We start from the raw sequence: 16,955 nt of genomic DNA on the forward strand, positions 1-16,955 counted from the left end.
TAGCTGAATACTTTAAACGTAGTTTTAAAGAAGCTGGGGTTATGGAAAGAGTAGTTATGTTCTTAAATCTATCAAATGATCCAATTATTGAACGTATCTTAACTCCACGTTGTGCTTTAACGGCCGCTGAATATTTGGCATTTAAACAAAATATGCATGTATTAGTAATCTATACTGATGTAACTTCATATTGCGAGGCTTTGCGTGAATTCTCTTCAAGTAAAGGTGAAATTCCTGGTCGTAAAGGATACCCAGGATATTTATATTCTGATTTAGCTTCATTATATGAAAGAGCAGGGATTATTAAAGATGCTGAAGGTTCTGTTACTCAAATTCCAATTCTAACAATGCCTAATAATGATATTACTCATCCCGTACCTGACTTGACTGGCTATATTACTGAAGGACAAATCACTTTAGATGTTGATTTAAATTCAGCTGGTATTTATCCTCCAGTCGGAGTACTACCTTCATTAAGTCGTTTAATGAAGGATGGTATAGGTGAGGGATTTACTCGTGCTGATCATCAAGATATAGCTAATCAGTTATTTGCATGTTATGCTCATGTTCAAGATGTTCGTTCATTGACATCAGTTATTGGTGAAGATGAATTATCAGATATGGATAAAAAATATATTAGCTTTGGTCGTTTATTTGAAGAGTATTTTATTAATCAAGGATTTGATACTAACCGTAGTATTGAAGAAACATTGGATCTAGGATGGGATCTAGTTTCTGTTCTTCCTCGTGAAGCACTAGATCGTCTAGATAATGCATTGTTAGATCAATATTATAATCATGAAAAGGCAATCGAACGCTTTAATATTAAAGAAAAGAAGATTATTAAAGAATTACAAGAAGAAGGTGAATAATTATGGCCTTGAAAGTAGTTCCGACTAAAGGTAATCTAATTGCCATGAAAAAATCATTGCAGTTAGCAAACCTTGGATATAATCTAATGGATCAAAAGCGTAATGTTTTGATTAAAGAAATGATGACTTTATTAGATGATGTAAAAATTATTCGTGATCAGATTACATCTTCATATCAAGAAGCTTATGATGCTCTTCAAGAAGCTAATATCTCAATGGGATTAATTACAGATATTGTAAATAGCACACCTGAAGATTATGGGATTTCAATTGCTTATCGCAGTGTAATGGGAGTTGAAATACCTAAGATTGCTTATAATAAGCAACCATTAAAGATGACATATGATATTGAACGTTCTAATTCTAAAGTTGATTATGCTTACAATTGTTTTTATAATGTAAAACAATTAACAGTATTATTAGCAGAAGTTGAAAATAGTGTTTATCGTTTAGCAAACACAATTCGTAAAACGCAAAAAAGAGCCAACGCATTAAAAAATATCTCTATACCGCGTTTTGAATCAACAATTAAAGTAATATCTGAAGCTTTAGAAGAAAAGGAAAGAGAAGAATTTACACGTCAAAAAGTTATTAAAGAAATGAAACAATGATAAACTATAATAATTATATAGAATTATTAATCTACAAAATATAAACTAATGGAAACCACTAAAAAGTGGTTTTTTCTTATTTAATAAGACTATGGGATTAGTGAAATAATAATAATAAAAAGTACTAGTTAATCAATACTAGTACATTTAAATATATTTATATTTTTATCACTCGATCACATACTGTTAGAACATACGGATCATGAGTTACTATAATTATAGTCTTACCTTGACTATTCATTTTTCTTAAAATTTCTAATATAACATCGCGATTTTGAATATCTAATGAACCAGTCGGTTCATCAGCTAAAATTATAGAACATGGTTTTAAAAATAACCTAGCTAAAGCAACTCGCTGCTGCTCACCACCACTTAATGTATATACTTTTTTATTTAAATATGTTACTGGTTCTAAACCTACTAGTGTCAATGCAGTTTCTTTTGCTTTTTGGCTTTTATCTGCACTGTATTTAAGAGCAAAATCTAAATTCTTGCTTACTGATAGATTATCAGCTAAAGCATAATTTTGGAATAAATAACCTATTTTATTACGTAGATATTGAGTTTTGTTTATTGTTTTTAAATTTTTAGTATCAATTATCACATCTCCTGTGTATTCTTCATCTAACTTACCTAAGATATTTAATAATGTTGTCTTACCAGAACCGCTTGCTCCAGAAACAGCTATCATTTCACCATCATTTATAATAAGATTAAGATTATCAAAAATAATCTTATCATTAAATCGTTTATTAAGATCTTTAATTTCAATCATCAGCTATTCTCCTTTTAAAACAATATTTAGGGACTTCTTTTCATAGTACCATAAAATCAATGATGTAACGATAAAATCTATTATTAAAATAACAAACCCCAGATTTAGACCAAATATTATTTCCTTATAACCTATTCCAATTAAAAATGCTATTAGAACAAAAGGAATAATATTTAATAAATAATATTTTCTATAGAGATGAATAAATGAATATCCCATAATTGTTTTTACTGCATTTATTTGTTTATTACTTTCTACATAATTCATTGTAACAAAGATTGTCATAATAACATAGCCAATCAAAGAAAAAACTGAAATTGAGCCATATTCTATTAATGTTTGTTGTAATTCATACTGTTGTTGATCGACTCGACTATATACAGTAGGAGTAAATGTGATAAGATCACTAGCATCAGCATCTTTTAGAATTGGGTATAATTCATCATAAGGACTTTGAGGATTACTAATAGGGACTATTAATTCCCCCATACTCATCAAACTTAAGTAGATATCGGTACCACGATTATTTGCATTGGTTAGCATAATGATTGGATTTTTGATATAATTTCCTTCTTCTTTATTCATATCGGGATTATAAGTAAAGAATTTTTGATTATTTGTATAAACAAAATATCTTATTTCCTGTTGATCAGTAATTTCAGGTAATCCATTTAATTCATTATATAAGTTTTGATCTAAATATCTTAAACTCTTATAATTATCATATAATTCTTTTATTTCATTAAGATTTTTTTCATACTTTTGAGGGATTAAAATCGTTAAGACATTTTCATCTTCAGGGAAAAGAAGCTGATTACCACTTTTGTCATAAATTGGATATTTTTTTAAATAATTATTATTGACTTCCATAAAATCAGAATAGTACAATGACTGATCTTCTATATATTCTCTTTTGCCTAATGTATCTTCTTTAAAATACCAATCGGGACGAATTAATAATGCTCCCTTTTCATCAAGCAGTTTATATGCGTTTTGACACTTTAAACCCATTTCATAACCATTTCCGTTTTCTGTTTGTGGCAAAGAATTGATTGTCATATAAGCATAATTTATAGACTCTTTCCAATCATCCATATTCATATTAATTTTTTCTAGTTTATTTATTTCGGTTATTGCAGTAACACTTGTAAATAAGAAAACGATACAAAAACATACTTTTGTAATTATACTAATAATATTAATTTCTTTACTTGGTTTTTCGTTTTTTAAGCATAACGTAATATTGACCCTTTTTAACAGTATTCCACATATACCCTCTAATGTAATTATGATCAGAGCTGTTGTTAAAAGTCTTAACAATAAATATATATATAAATAATAATTAAACATCCCATAACTTAACCAATGATATATCATCCACATAACAGTCATTGCAATAGCTAATGCAAAATTTAAAATAACATAAAATTTGATTTCACTTTTAATAATTGATTTTGTATCATAGCCGTTCAACATCATAATTGAATATTGTTTAAATTTCATTATATAGTTATATATGCAAGTCAAAATAAGCAATATAATTAATAATGGAAGAAAAGTAGTAAGTTTGGAAGTATATAAACTATTATTTGAGAGATTTTTAAAATTTTCATCAATCATAATATTATTTTCAACTAACTGCTTTTTAATTTGCTTAAACTGTTCATTATTTTTTATTCCTGAAAAACTATATACACCTTTTAAATTCTCCTTTTCCAATTGTGAAAAATTCCTTAAGTGTACAGTATTTTCTTTATTTAAAAGTGAAAATACTCCAATTAAGTTGTTATTATCTTCATGTTTAGATGACATATAACCATTTTCCAGATTACTATCAGATAATTTCTTTCCATCAATAATAAAGTTATTGAGTACTTTTTCTGGTTTATTTATATCTATATATATATCAATTACAAATGTGCTATCTTCTTGTAAACGATAGATAGCTTTTTGAATATTTACATTATTATTTTTGGCTATTTTTTCAAGAGCAGTAATTGTTTCTAGCTGTCCTTGGACATTGGTAACAGAAACTGTATATGCACTATTTTCCTCTAGAATGCCTGTCATCTCTTTATTTTCATAAATACCAACAAACAAATAAGAGGAAACTAGAAAAAATACACAACTTACAATAAATAGTATTTTTTTCATGCTAGTTCTCTCCTAGTTAATTATCTTACATCATAATAAGAATGATTTGTCCAAGCAGATTTAGATGCTTTAGCTTTAGCTAAAGTCTTTGGTTTTTTCCATCCAGATGCTGCTGGAAGAAAACCTTCTATAGATGCATTATGCTCCATAGTTGTATGTTGATAATAAGACTATACAATTTTAGGTTTCGATTTCATTTTTCTTTTTCCTTAAATTTAAGTATAGAAAGCGCCTTCTGTAATTAATTATCACATATTTTAATTTAAAGAACAATACTATATAAGTGTAAATTATCCTTGTTAATTATCAGTTTATTTTGTTTGGTAGAAAATTGTTTTTAAAAGTTATTAATAGAGGTTTCTTATTTCTAAAAAGTTATTTATCTTTCTTATAATTATTTTACAATATTTAAAAATATATTTATTTCACCTTAGCTGAATTTATTTTATATTTTAAATTTAAAAGAAAAAACACCTATTAAAGGTGTAAATTATTTTTGAATAAATCTTATGTTTTCATCAGTTAATGAATATGTTAAATCAGTGGGGGATTTAGAGCGAATATGAATTAATTTATTATCTTCAATTTTACCATTCCATGTAGCTACAACAACAACTTTTTTTGCTAATGCTTTTAAAAATGCCAACATATCAATATTAGAATCTTTAGCATAAAGAACTCTTTTATTATCTAGTAACAAGATCTCTTTATCATATGTTAATAAAAAATCATCCATAACTTTTACTAAATCAGTTGCATTATCTTTAAAAATATTATCTAGATTTAAAATAGGAATACCGCAATTATCACTGTATTCATGAATAAGTTTTGATTTCCCGCTACCAGGGCTACCAATAATTAATAATAGTTTACTTCCATTATTTTTTGCTGCTTCGATTTCTTCAAGTAATTGATCCATGATTATAACCTCCTTTTTAAATGAATCTTAAAAATATAAAAATCGAATAACTCTTATAACATTATTTTAGCATTATTAAATATTATTTGATAGTAATATTATAAGATATTTCCTGGGGAATAATGTCGAATTACTTGTAAATACTAGTAATTTTTAAAACTGACAATAATTGATATGGGAATTAATTATAATATAAGTGTACTATCTATTGTAATACAGTTAATGTGATGATATAATAATACTGTATTAGTTAGTATAATACAGTTAGGAGCGGATAGCATGAAAAAAATATTATCTATAGTAGTAATATTATTAATGATTGTGCCAATACCTGTTCAGGGAGTAAAGAAAGCTACAAGTATTGAGGCATATAGTCATGGTAAAGAGGTAAAAGGGGATGTGTTAGCAAAGGATGTTGTTCTTAGTGATGATTTAAAAGGAACAATGGTTGCAAGTAATGAGGGATTAGAATTTATTAATAATCAAAACTTTATTATTAGTATTGATCATCCAGTTAAACGTTTTGAAGTTATTGATGATATTGATAATGATAGTGTAAAAGATGTTGCTGTTTATTTAAAAACAAGTAGAGGATATAGTAATTTCCAAATAGTAAGTTCTAAAAATTCTAAAGTTTTATATGAAATTGCATTAACACATAAAACAGTTGATGAAAATAATAGTGTAGTTATAGAAAACTCAATTGTAAGACAAATTATTAGTAAAGATAAATTAGTTTATTTAATTTATGATCATCATTTATTAGCTATTGATGCTAATAAAAAAGAAATAATTTTTGATTATGAAGATGAAGATAATATTTGGAAAATGATCATAGTTGACAATCAAATCATTTTTACTACCCAACAAGGAGAAGTAGTTAGTATTGATAAAAAAAGTGGTGATGAAAACTATCGGACAACTGTTACTAAGCCATTAGATGTAGAAATTAAATATCAAAATGGTGAAAAACAAAAAGTGAATATGAATATATGGGATATTTTAGTTTTAAATAATAAACTATATGTTACTAGTGAGATTGACAAAATTCATCAGATAGATATTAAAACAGGTGAAGTAATTAAAGAGTTAGATTTAGGTATAGTTGCCCAAGATAAGATACTAAAACGATTAACTGAACAATCGCGATATAATCCTGCTGAAGGGAATACAGTAGTTTATGCTACGGGTGTATTTTCTAAAGCATTTAATGGCTATAAGATGAAAATGCTTAAAGATGATCTTATGTTGGTAGAAGCATATTTGGGCGATCAGGATTATTATCCAATAGCTGATTTTGAAAGTGATAATAAAGGAATTGAACCAGCATTAGTGCTGGTTGATACAAAGAATTTAGAGGTTAAGGGTAAAATTAAAGTTGAACAATATAATTTAGATTGTTCTAATGCTGTTTTATCTACTTATCAGGAAAAAGATGTATTGATAATTCCTAGTAGTATAAATAAAGGAGTATTGAGAGTTTCAGTTTACTCATTGGATGGTAAATTAATTGTACAAAATGATTTAAAGAATTTAAGTATTGGTTCAGAGAATGTTAAAATAAATATCAGTAAATATGAAAATAATTACTTATTACAGATCGATGATAGTAATAGTTATATTTTGCATAATGATTTAAAAACAATTAGTTCACTAGGTAGTTCTAAAATAGTTAGTAAAATAGTTGATTTAGATCAAGGAATGCTTGTTTCTAGTAATCAAGATGGTAAAATAAACGAAATACTTAAGTTAGGTTTGAATGGTAAAGATGATGTATTAATGAAAGTAAATGTACCTAATGAGTATTTAAATAATGGTTTTGAAACAATTAATTATAATGATGAAAGTAATGAGATTTTAACATTAGTTAATGAAATAAATAGTATAAATGAAATTGTTGCTAGTCATATTTTAATAATAAATGCAAATGATGGTAATATTATTTGTGATAAAAAGATATTAATTGATAAAGGAATAGATGGAAAGAATAAATATTTAATAGGTAATGAAATAAATTATTTTAGTGATTTAAATAATGATGGTAAAAAAGAACTTTTAATTGATGATAGCATTATTGATGGTAATAGTTTTACTTTTAAATCACAATATGAACAATTAGTTGAAGATAATGGAACAGTTATTGATGTTGGAGACTTAAATAACGATGGAATTAATGATCTAGTCAGTGTTGGCGAAACTGAGATGCGGGTTTATTATTCAAATAAAAATAGTTATGAAATAAGTTATCAAAAAAGTAATTTGGTTAAAAAGTATGATAAAAATCTATTAAATAATCAGCAGGTTAAAGTAATTGGTGATTTAGATCATCAAGGAATTAATTTATTCGTAATTAATGCTCGTAATAATAATGGATGCCAGTATTATCAGGTTATTAATCCTAAAGATCTGTCTGTACGTTTTAATTTAATGGAAGATGGTGTGTTTGATTGGGGAGAGTCATTCTCATTGACAGAAATAGATTACAATCATGATGGAGTTGATGATTTATTTTTTAATGCTCCAGAAAATAAACAGAAAATTTTAAGTGGTAAGGATGGAACTTTAATTGCAGATATTAAAAGGGAGGATCAAGAATATGGCCAAGAAAGTTCACCAGCCGTATTAGAAAATATTATTCCTATTAATATTGAAGATAATGGACAAACTGTATATCAATTAGAAGATATAAATGGTGATAGTGTTAGAGAATTAGGTTATATTTATTTTGATTATAGTCAAAATGATAATAATGTTAAATTACGTATTTTAGATGGAAAAAGCTTAAAAGAGTTAAAGATATGTGATTTAGATAATCTTAAATTTTCAGATTTTATTATTGTTCCTGTTCAAGGACAAAACAAAATTATAATAAAGGGAAATGAAAATAATCAAATTTATGATTATGAAAATAATGAATTAGTTGCTGGGTGCAACGTTGATGCAGTTAAGGCAAGAAAATTAAATAATAATCAGATATTAATTGAAAATAGTAGCAAACAGCTCTATGCATTTAATGATCAGTGTGATTTTAAGTTAGTTGATTTTAAGCAGGAAAAATTTAATAGTGGGAATATCACTATTAAATATCAAAGTGAAAAATCAGGAATGATGAGTGTCTATGATCAAGGGAGTTTAATTGCGACAAGTACAGAAGAAAAAATTGATTTAAAATTATTAGAAGGTAAACATCGACTTGTCTTTTCTTATGATGATGGACAAGGTAAAGTTACACATATTACAAAGCAAATTGAAGTAAATAAATCTTCAGTAATCAAATATTTAGTAATTTTATTAACTTTAATAATTGTATTAGCAGGTATATTTATTGTTGTATACCCAAAATATCATTTGGAAAAGAAAGCGGGTGTAAGACATGGAAAAGGTAATTAAAGTTGAGCAGATGAATAAGTTTTTTGGATCATTTAAAGCAATTGATGATCTATCCTTTGAGTTAGAGGGAGGAAAGATTTATGGAATTATTGGACCAAATGGTGCAGGAAAATCAACGACTATGTCTTTATTAATGGGACTTATTTTTCCAAGTAGTGGAAGTGGATCGATTAAAGGATATCCTTTAGGTTCTAATGAAGCTAAAAAACTAATGGGTTATTCACCAGAATTTCCTAACTTTTATAGTGATATGAGCTGCTTGGAATATCTTGTTTATATGGGGCAGTTATCGAATCTTAATTTTGATGTAGCTGTAAAAAGAGCTTTAGAATTATTAGAAGAGTTTGGGTTATTAGAACATAGATTAAAAAAGGTGGCTAAGTTTTCTACTGGAATGAAGAAAAAGGTTGGATTGATACAAGCGATGCTTCATGATCCTGAAATATTATTGTTAGATGAGCCAACTGCTAATCTAGATCCAACTAGTAGAAGTGAAATAATTCAAACTTTGAAAAAACTGGTTAATCAACGTAAAATGACAGTATTAATAAGTTCGCATGTTTTAAGTGAGTTAGAAATGATTATTGATCATGTAGTTATGATTAATAAAGGACATGTTGTTTTAAATCAGCCTATTGAGGTTGTACAACAAGGATTTAATCAAGAAAAGATATTGGTTAGTACTAAACAAAATAGTTTATTAAAGAAGTATCTTGATGTTAAAGGTTATAATTATAATTTAGATAAAGAAGTTTTTAGAATTACAACTAAGGATAAAAATAGATGTAAAAAAGAACTTATTAAGTTTATTTATGAAAATGATGTTGAATTAGATTTATTTAAAGAAGAATTAATTACTTTAGAGAAATTATATCAACAAGTTGTGGAGGACAATGAAAATGAAAGTATTGTTATCTAAAACTTTTACTAAGATGTTTAAAGTTATTCCTGTCATAATCATTTGGTTGATTAGTGGTGTTTTTGGTTTATTGTTTGCATATATTTATAATAATTTATCGGGAAATATTTTAACTTATGCTCGGCTTTCTAATAATGTTATGAATATATATAGTCTTATTGCTTTTATGATGATTGCAGGACTTATGATTTGGATCATCTGTTCTAATAGTTCATCGGGTTTATTTGCAAGTGAGATACATGAAGGGACAATTAGATTATTGTTATCAAAAGAAATCACTCGTATCCATTTAGTTGCTGGAAAAGTATTAGGGATGATTTTAGGGAGTATTGTTTATTTGATTACAAGTTTTTCGGTATTTATCTTAGTGTTTTGTTTATTTAGTGGAGTTGAAAAAGATATTTTATTATTGATTATTAAAGCTACATTGATATTTATTATTTATGGTATGGTAATAATTTTTATAATTGGTGGATTAGGAACATTTTTATCAACAATATTTAAAAAGAAAGTACCTGCAGTTTTGATTATGGTAGCATTAGGAGGATTGATATTTGGGATTATTCCAATTGTAAGAGTGATATTGAATCAATTTGGTTATTATAATCAATTCAATTTATATATTTTTGATTTAAATTATCATTTTGGATTAATATTTAATAACTTTTTAGGATTTGTGGGAGATTTATCACTATCACAAAGTACAAATGGTATATTTACTATTTTCACTAATATATATACTCCAGAAGCAATTGATGTTGATATAGCTCTTACTAATGCAAGTTATTATGTTATTAATACATCATTAAATGGTATATTGGTAACTGTTAGTTATATAATAGGAGCAGTTGTTTTATATGGGGTATCATTTAGAACAATGGTAAAAAAAGATATTTAATTAATTGGGCCATATTAATTATGGCTCTTTTGTTTTATAATTAAATTGGGTGATAGAAATGTATTTAGTATTTGATATTGGTGGTACAGCAATAAAATATGGGTATTTAAATGAACAAGGGGAAGTTATAGAGAAAAATGAGTTTATTTCTATATTAACTGATCTAGAAATATTTATTAAGAGTTTGAGTAAAATATATTTTCAAAGTGAATATGAAATTAAAGGAATAGCTTTATCATGTCCAGGGGTGATTAATGCTAGAACTGGGGTAATTGAAACAATCGTTGCTTATCCTTATCTAGAGGGGATATGTTTAACAAAAATATTATCAAGAGCATGTAATGATATAAAAGTAACTATTGAAAACGATGCTAAGTGTGCGGGGTTAGCAGAAATATGGTGTGGGAATGGAGAAAATTATAATGATGCTATTGTAGTAGTATTAGGTACAGGAATTGGGGGAGCGGTTATAAAAGATAAAAAAATTCATTCTGGTGCTAATTTATTTGCAGGGGAAATTAGCAATATGATTGTAGATTATGATGAAAGTCAATGCAAAGTTGTAACCTGGTCAGATATTGCATCGACTAAAGCACTTTGTAAGCGGGTAGCAAAAGTTTTAGAAATCAATAATATAAATGGAAGAGAGATTTTTGAACTAGTAGAGCAAAAAAACGAAAAAGTACTCAAAGTTTTATCATCTTTTTGTTTTGATATTGCAATTCAGCTATACAATCTTCAGTATATGTATGACCCTGAAATTATTTGTATTGGTGGTGGTATCTCTAGTCAAAAGATCTTAATTGAGATGATTAATGATGCAATAATGTTGATTTATAATCAAACCAATCAGTTATTAATACCAAAGGTCGTGAGCTGTAAATATCATAATGAAGCAAACTTGATTGGGGCTCTTTATCATCATATAATGACAAAATAATTTAATTTTTTAGCTTAAAAAAGTATCATATTGGTCTCAATAATGGTATAGTATAAAAGGTAATTAATTATGTATATACCACTTTGATTATAGATTAAGCATGGTTTTAGGGGGATGACATATGAGTAGAATATGTAAAGTAAAAGATATATTAATTGGTGAAGGAATTCCAAAAGTATGTGTACCAGTAATAAGTGATAATCATCAATCAATTATTACCGATCTAATTAGGTTGAAGGATCTTGAAATAGATTTAATTGAACTTAGGATTGATTATTTTAAGGAATTATTAAATCATCAAAAATTAAGTGAGTTATTTAAAATGATAGCTTCTTTAGAAATGAAACAAGCTCTTATTTTAACTTATCGAAGTGTTAAAGAAGGTGGTCTAGGAAATCTAAGCCATGAGGAATATATTAATCTATATTCTTTGGCTTTAGAAAGTGGAGCATTTGATATATATGATGTTGAATTATCAAGTGGAACTAATACGATTATTACATTGAATAATATGATTCATGAATTAAATTGTAAAGTTATTATGTCTAATCATGATTATACTAGAACGCCAAGTTTAGATACTATGCTGGAAAAAATTAAACAAATGGATTCATTAGAAGCAGATATCATTAAGTTGGCAGTTATGCCTGAAGATTATAAAGATGTTTTATTAGTTTTAGAGATGACTTTACGTGCTAATGAAATACACGATAAGCCAATTGTAACGATGTCTATGTCAAATTTAGGAACTGCAACAAGAATTTTAGGTGAACAGTTTGGTTCTGCAATTACTTTTGGAAAAGATCATGATGCTTCTGCATCAGGACAAATTGATGTTCGTTCATTAAATATGATGTTAAAAATCATTCATGAAAATAATTAGGACTTTTAGTCCTTTTTTTACACTTTTTTTTAAGTATTTCATAATATAAATTAGGTGATTAAATGCTAATAAATCAAAATGAATTAGAAAAGCTATGTAAATACTTATATCCTAAATTATTTGATTATAAAGATATTGCTTTGAATGATTTAGAAATCAGAATTGATAATTATATTCATATTAAAGCAAATTTGAATTATTATAATATTGAAACTAAATTAAAAGCAATTGCTAGAATAAGAGTAGAAAATGAAATTATTATTGATATCAAAGGAGTAATTAAATATGGAATTATTAACTTGGATCTAAATAAGGTGTTGAAGGAAACTGTTAAGGATATCCCTTATTTAGTAATTAATGATGAAAGTATTATTATTGAAAATGAATATATTAAAGATATAAAATTAAAGGATGAATATGTAAGTATAGAACTAAAATAATCTTTCGATTATTCTAGTTCTATTTTTATATGGTAAATTCTACCCCACAAATATATTTGGTAAAAATAGGCTAATAATTGTGGACCTGTCATTAATTGCCCAAACCATGGATACTTAAAGGACTCTCCCCCAGAGTTTATTAAGTCTAATAATTTTTCATAATTAAATAGTTTGAGTAAGATATTATCTTGATCTTTTAGTGATTCTTTCAATAATTCCACAATCAAATCACGATAGATTGGAGAATGAGTTTTTGGATATGGATTTTTTTTACGGTTATATATGTCAGACGGTAAAAAATCTTTAAAAGCATCACGTAATAAGCCTTTTTCTATATCATTGTGATACATATAGTGCCATGGAACATTATAGAGATAAGAAACTATTTCTTTATTAGCAAATGGTACTCTTAATTCTATTGAACTACGCATTGTTTGGCTGTCACCACGTGTTAAAAGGGTTTGCATAAACCATTCTAGATTTAGATAAATCATTTTTCTTTTATTTTCATCTTCAAAAGTACTATCATGATAATCAATTTCATCTAGTGTTTGATGATACTTATCTAAAACATAGTTTTTAATATTTAATGCTTTTATATCATCGGAAAATAATTCCATCCGCTTATCTAATTCACGCATCCATGGAAAGCCATCGATACTTGTTAATTCTTTGCGGTAAAACCAAGGATATCCCCCAAATATTTCATCAGCACATTCTCCAGAGAGAACAACTTTATGATTTTGGGAAATCTCTTTAGAAAATAATAGAAAACTTGAATCAATATCAGCCATTCCTGGAGCATCTCTTGCAATTAGTGATTCTTTTAATGCCATGACTAATTGTTTTTGAGATAGAGTAACTGTTTTATGATTCGTATTATAGCGTAAACGCATCTCCTCTATATAATGATCATCCCTAGTTGTTTGGTATTCATATGGTTGAAAATATTTTTCTTGGTCCTGGTAATCAACACTATAGGTTGAAAGCTTAGATACATATTGACTAGCGACACCAGTGATGATACTTGAATCTAATCCTCCTGATAACATACAAGAAATAGGAACATCACTTAATAGCTGCTGTTTGATACTGTTATTTACGAGACATCTAACATCATATACGGTTTCTTCATAAGTTCGTTTGTGATTATATCGTTCTAAAGCCCAATAACGATTTGTTTCTCTAAAACCATTATATACATTCATATAATGAGCAGGTCGTAAACTATATATATCTTTATAAATTGTTCTACCAGGAGATATACTAGGTCCTAATCCTAAAAGTTCTTTTATACCAGTTTCATCAATTATACAGCATTGTAAATACATAAGAATACATTTTATTTCACTACTAAAAATAAATAAATCATCTTTTTGGTAATAGAATAAAGGCTTTACACCTAACTGGTCTCTAGCAGCAAATATTTTTCCCTGATAAGCAATAACAAAAGAGAAAATTCCATCAAATAAATTTAAACATCTAGTTCCATATGCAACAAAACTAGCAACAACAACTTCTGTATCACTTTGGCTTTTAAAGTGAAATCCTTCGTTAATTAATTGTTCTTTAATACTATTCATGTTGTAGATTTCACCATTGTAAACAATAGAATATTCAACATCATTATAAGTATATTTAAAAGGCTGTTTACCACCGTTTATATCAATAACTGACAAACGGCAATGACCTAATAAAACATGCTTATCATGTGAAATGTTATAATCATCTGGTCCACGATATTTTAATAATGATAACATTTTATTGAATGTAGAAATTTCCTTAGTTAAATCATCATTATGGTTATACATACATAAAAAACCACACATTATTATCACCCCATTTAATTATATGAGAGGTTTACATATATATACCAACAACATTATGATATGATAACGTGAAAATTCACGGATAATGTGATAAGTAATTGAAAATACCCCCTTGTCCCTAAGTAATGTAAAACTATTGTGAAAAGGCTTTCATTGTTCTATGATAAGGCTGTCAAAAGAAAAAGGGAGGAAAAAACATGTTACAGAAAATTCAACGTTTTGGTGGAGCGATGTTTACCCCGGTTCTGTTATTTGCATTTGCGGGTACGATTATCGGTGTTGGTACATTGTTTACAACTGAAGCTATTATGGGGGGATTAGCTGATTCAAATGGATTATGGTATCAAATATGGAATGTTATCCTGCAAGGAGGATGGACTGTATTTAATCAATTGCCACTAATCTTCGTAGTTGGATTACCAATTGGCCTTGCTAAAAAGCAACAAGCAAGATGTTGTATGGAAGCGTTGGTGCTTTATTTAACATTTCAATATTTTTTAAGTACGATCTTAAGCCAATGGGGAGGAACTTTCGGAGTTGACTTCGCAGCAGAAACTGGAGGAACAAGTGGTCTTACAATGATTGCTAGTATTAAAACTCTAGATATGGGGATGATTGGAGCATTAATGATTTCGTGCATTGTAGTATTTTTACACAATAAATTCTTTGATACAGAATTACCTGAATGGTTGGGGACTTTTAGTGGTTCATCATTTGTAGTAATAGTTGGTTTTTTTGCTTTATTACCAGTAGCATTTTTATCTGCGTGGTTATGGCCAATTGTGCAAGATGGTATGCGAGCATTTCAAGGTTTTGTTGCAAGTGCTGGATCGATTGGGGTATGGATCTTTATTTTTATGGAACGTATTTTAATTCCATTTGGACTACATCATTTAATGTATTTCCCATTCTTCTATGATTCAGTAATTATTAATGGTGGAGTTTATTCAGCTTGGGCAAATGCTTTACCGGATTTAGCGGCATCAAGTGACTCATTAAAATCTTTAGCACCTTGGGCTTGGCCTACACTTACAGGGTTATCTAAGGTGTTTGGATGTCCAGGGATCGCACTTGCGTTTTATGCAACTGCAAAAGATAAAAAGAAGAAACAGATTGCAGGGTTATTAATTCCAATTACACTAACGGCAATAGTTTGTGGAATTACTGAGCCGATTGAATTTACTTTCTTATTTATTGCACCAGTCTTATTTGTTGTACATGCATTACTTGCTGCAACTTTAGCTACTGTTGCAAATGCGTTAGGTGTAGTAGGAGTTTTGTCAGGTGGTTTGATTGAAATGTCTGCTCTTAACTTTATTCCATTAATGGCTTCACATTGGCAGACATATTTAATATTATTAGTAGTTGGCTTAGTTTTTACAGGTATTTACTTTGTTGTATTTAGATTTTTGATTTTAAAATTTGATTTTAAAACACCTGGTCGAGAAGATGATGAAGAAGAAATTAAATTTCATACAAAAGCTGATTTTAAAGAAAAACAAGCTATTGGAAAAGATAAAAAACAAAGTTTGGCAGCTGCAATTTTAGAAGGATTAGGTGGAAAAGATAATATTGTTGATGTTACTAATTGTGCAACTCGTTTAAGGGTTAATGTAAAAGATGAAAAATTAGTTAAATCTGATAACTATTTTAAATCAATTGGTACACATGGTTTAAAAGCAACTAAAACAAATATTCAAGTAATTGTAGGATTAAAGGTACCAAGTGTAAGAGAGGATTTTGAAGCATTACTATAAAGAAATGAAAAGGAAGGTCTTGAAGATGGCAAAAAGAATAAATGAAAAGAAGTTAAATCGTTATTATGGTATTGTAAAAGTATTCTTAATGATTACACCGTTTATTGCCTATTTGTATTTATCACTTTTAGCAATGACTCGTTCAATTTCTTTGCCAAAAGTATTGAGCAGTGAACCTAGTGTAGCAGTAATTTTCCTGATTGCGATGATTAATCCATACATTGCATATTTACTAAATATTGCTCAAAAGAAATTAGTAGAAGGCAATATTAAATTTGCATGTATTAATTTTGTATTATTACTTTTAGCTCAAGCATTAACATTAAATAGTTTGTATTTTATGATTATTGCTTATTTATTCTATGTGACAGTTAAAACTTATGATATTAAGGTATTCAAGACTCTTAAAGAATTTACAATGAAGTATGCTTTTCAATATGGTGGTGGTAGTTTCATTGTAGTTGCTTTTTCAGCAATTTGTTTATTTGCTACGCTTAGATTAATGTAAAAAAGAGGAGAAAAGAAAGATGGAAAAGAAATATTCAGTTGTTATAGCGGGTGGTGGAAG

General features: G+C 27.6%; 14 protein-coding genes and 1 pseudogene. 10 read left to right on the forward strand and 5 right to left on the reverse strand.

Features of this window, described 5'->3' with window-relative positions; translation table 11 throughout:
• Both ACLR9T_RS11875 and ACLR9T_RS11880 read left to right on the forward strand, forming a co-directional pair.
• Positions 1 to 872, forward strand: an 872-nt coding sequence (locus ACLR9T_RS11875; RefSeq protein ID WP_413109734.1) for a V-type ATP synthase subunit B, incomplete at its 5' end; no start/stop codon positions are given.
• Between the two features lie 2 nt (positions 873 to 874).
• The gene (locus tag ACLR9T_RS11880; protein ID WP_413109735.1) at positions 875 to 1,483 is read left to right on the forward strand and encodes a V-type ATP synthase subunit D; all 609 of its coding nucleotides are present in this window, start codon (positions 875 to 877) and stop codon (positions 1,481 to 1,483) included.
• 157 nt (positions 1,484 to 1,640) lie between these two features.
• Here ACLR9T_RS11880 and ACLR9T_RS11885 read toward each other — a convergent pair whose 3' ends face one another.
• From ACLR9T_RS11885 to brxF, 4 genes and pseudogenes are all read right to left on the reverse strand, one after another.
• Positions 1,641 to 2,258 carry a putative bacteriocin export ABC transporter gene (locus tag ACLR9T_RS11885; protein ID WP_413109736.1) on the reverse strand — a complete coding sequence of 206 codons (618 nt, stop codon included), beginning with the start codon at positions 2,256 to 2,258 and terminating at the stop codon, positions 1,641 to 1,643.
• A 3-nt stretch (positions 2,259 to 2,261) separates the two neighbouring features.
• Positions 2,262 to 4,412, reverse strand: a complete 2,151-nt coding sequence (locus tag ACLR9T_RS11890) for a DUF1430 domain-containing protein (RefSeq protein ID WP_413109737.1) — start codon at positions 4,410 to 4,412, stop codon at positions 2,262 to 2,264.
• Between the two features lie 20 nt (positions 4,413 to 4,432).
• Positions 4,433 to 4,570, reverse strand: a pseudogene (locus tag ACLR9T_RS11895) (hypothetical protein); the annotation flags it as partial.
• Between the two features lie 332 nt (positions 4,571 to 4,902).
• Positions 4,903 to 5,331: a BREX-3 system P-loop-containing protein BrxF gene (brxF, locus tag ACLR9T_RS11900; protein WP_413109738.1), complete on the reverse strand. Its 429-nt coding sequence runs from the start codon at positions 5,329 to 5,331 to the stop codon at positions 4,903 to 4,905.
• Positions 5,332 to 5,610: 279 nt separating this feature from the next.
• Between brxF and ACLR9T_RS11905 the strand changes: the two genes are divergently transcribed.
• From ACLR9T_RS11905 to ACLR9T_RS11930, 6 genes are all read left to right on the forward strand, one after another.
• Positions 5,611 to 8,721 (forward strand): hypothetical protein, encoded by a 3,111-nt coding sequence (locus ACLR9T_RS11905; protein ID WP_413109739.1) that lies wholly within the window; start codon positions 5,611 to 5,613, stop codon positions 8,719 to 8,721.
• Entirely contained in the window at positions 8,705 to 9,640 is a 936-nt protein-coding gene (locus ACLR9T_RS11910; protein ID WP_413109740.1) for an ABC transporter ATP-binding protein, read from the forward strand. The genes ACLR9T_RS11905 and ACLR9T_RS11910 overlap by 17 nt, the downstream gene beginning before the upstream one ends.
• The gene (locus ACLR9T_RS11915; protein ID WP_413109741.1) at positions 9,621 to 10,538 is read left to right on the forward strand and encodes an ABC transporter permease; all 918 of its coding nucleotides are present in this window, start codon (positions 9,621 to 9,623) and stop codon (positions 10,536 to 10,538) included. The genes ACLR9T_RS11910 and ACLR9T_RS11915 overlap by 20 nt, the downstream gene beginning before the upstream one ends.
• Before the next feature lie 58 nt (positions 10,539 to 10,596).
• Positions 10,597 to 11,478: an ROK family protein gene (locus ACLR9T_RS11920; protein WP_413109742.1), complete on the forward strand. Its 882-nt coding sequence runs from the start codon at positions 10,597 to 10,599 to the stop codon at positions 11,476 to 11,478.
• Between the two features lie 121 nt (positions 11,479 to 11,599).
• Positions 11,600 to 12,361 (forward strand): type I 3-dehydroquinate dehydratase, encoded by a 762-nt coding sequence (gene aroD, locus ACLR9T_RS11925; RefSeq protein ID WP_413109743.1) that lies wholly within the window; start codon positions 11,600 to 11,602, stop codon positions 12,359 to 12,361.
• 62 nt (positions 12,362 to 12,423) lie between these two features.
• Entirely contained in the window at positions 12,424 to 12,801 is a 378-nt protein-coding gene (locus tag ACLR9T_RS11930; protein ID WP_413109744.1) for a hypothetical protein, read from the forward strand.
• 8 nt (positions 12,802 to 12,809) lie between these two features.
• Here the strand turns inward: ACLR9T_RS11930 and asnB are convergent, their stop codons facing one another.
• The gene (gene asnB / locus ACLR9T_RS11935) at positions 12,810 to 14,630 is read right to left on the reverse strand and encodes an asparagine synthase (glutamine-hydrolyzing) (protein WP_413109745.1); all 1,821 of its coding nucleotides are present in this window, start codon (positions 14,628 to 14,630) and stop codon (positions 12,810 to 12,812) included.
• Between the two features lie 197 nt (positions 14,631 to 14,827).
• On the opposite strand from asnB, the gene ACLR9T_RS11940 reads away from it, so the two are divergent.
• Positions 14,828 to 16,387, forward strand: a complete 1,560-nt coding sequence (locus tag ACLR9T_RS11940) for an alpha-glucoside-specific PTS transporter subunit IIBC (RefSeq protein ID WP_413109746.1) — start codon at positions 14,828 to 14,830, stop codon at positions 16,385 to 16,387.
• Between the two features lie 25 nt (positions 16,388 to 16,412).
• Complete coding sequence (locus tag ACLR9T_RS11945) at positions 16,413 to 16,895, forward strand: hypothetical protein (RefSeq protein ID WP_413109747.1); 483 nt, start codon at positions 16,413 to 16,415, stop codon at positions 16,893 to 16,895.
• Positions 16,896 to 16,955: the final 60 nt, after the last annotated feature.

This window comes from Thomasclavelia sp., from assembly GCF_047249845.1.
Lineage (GTDB): Bacteria > Bacillota_I > Bacilli_A > Erysipelotrichales > Coprobacillaceae > Thomasclavelia.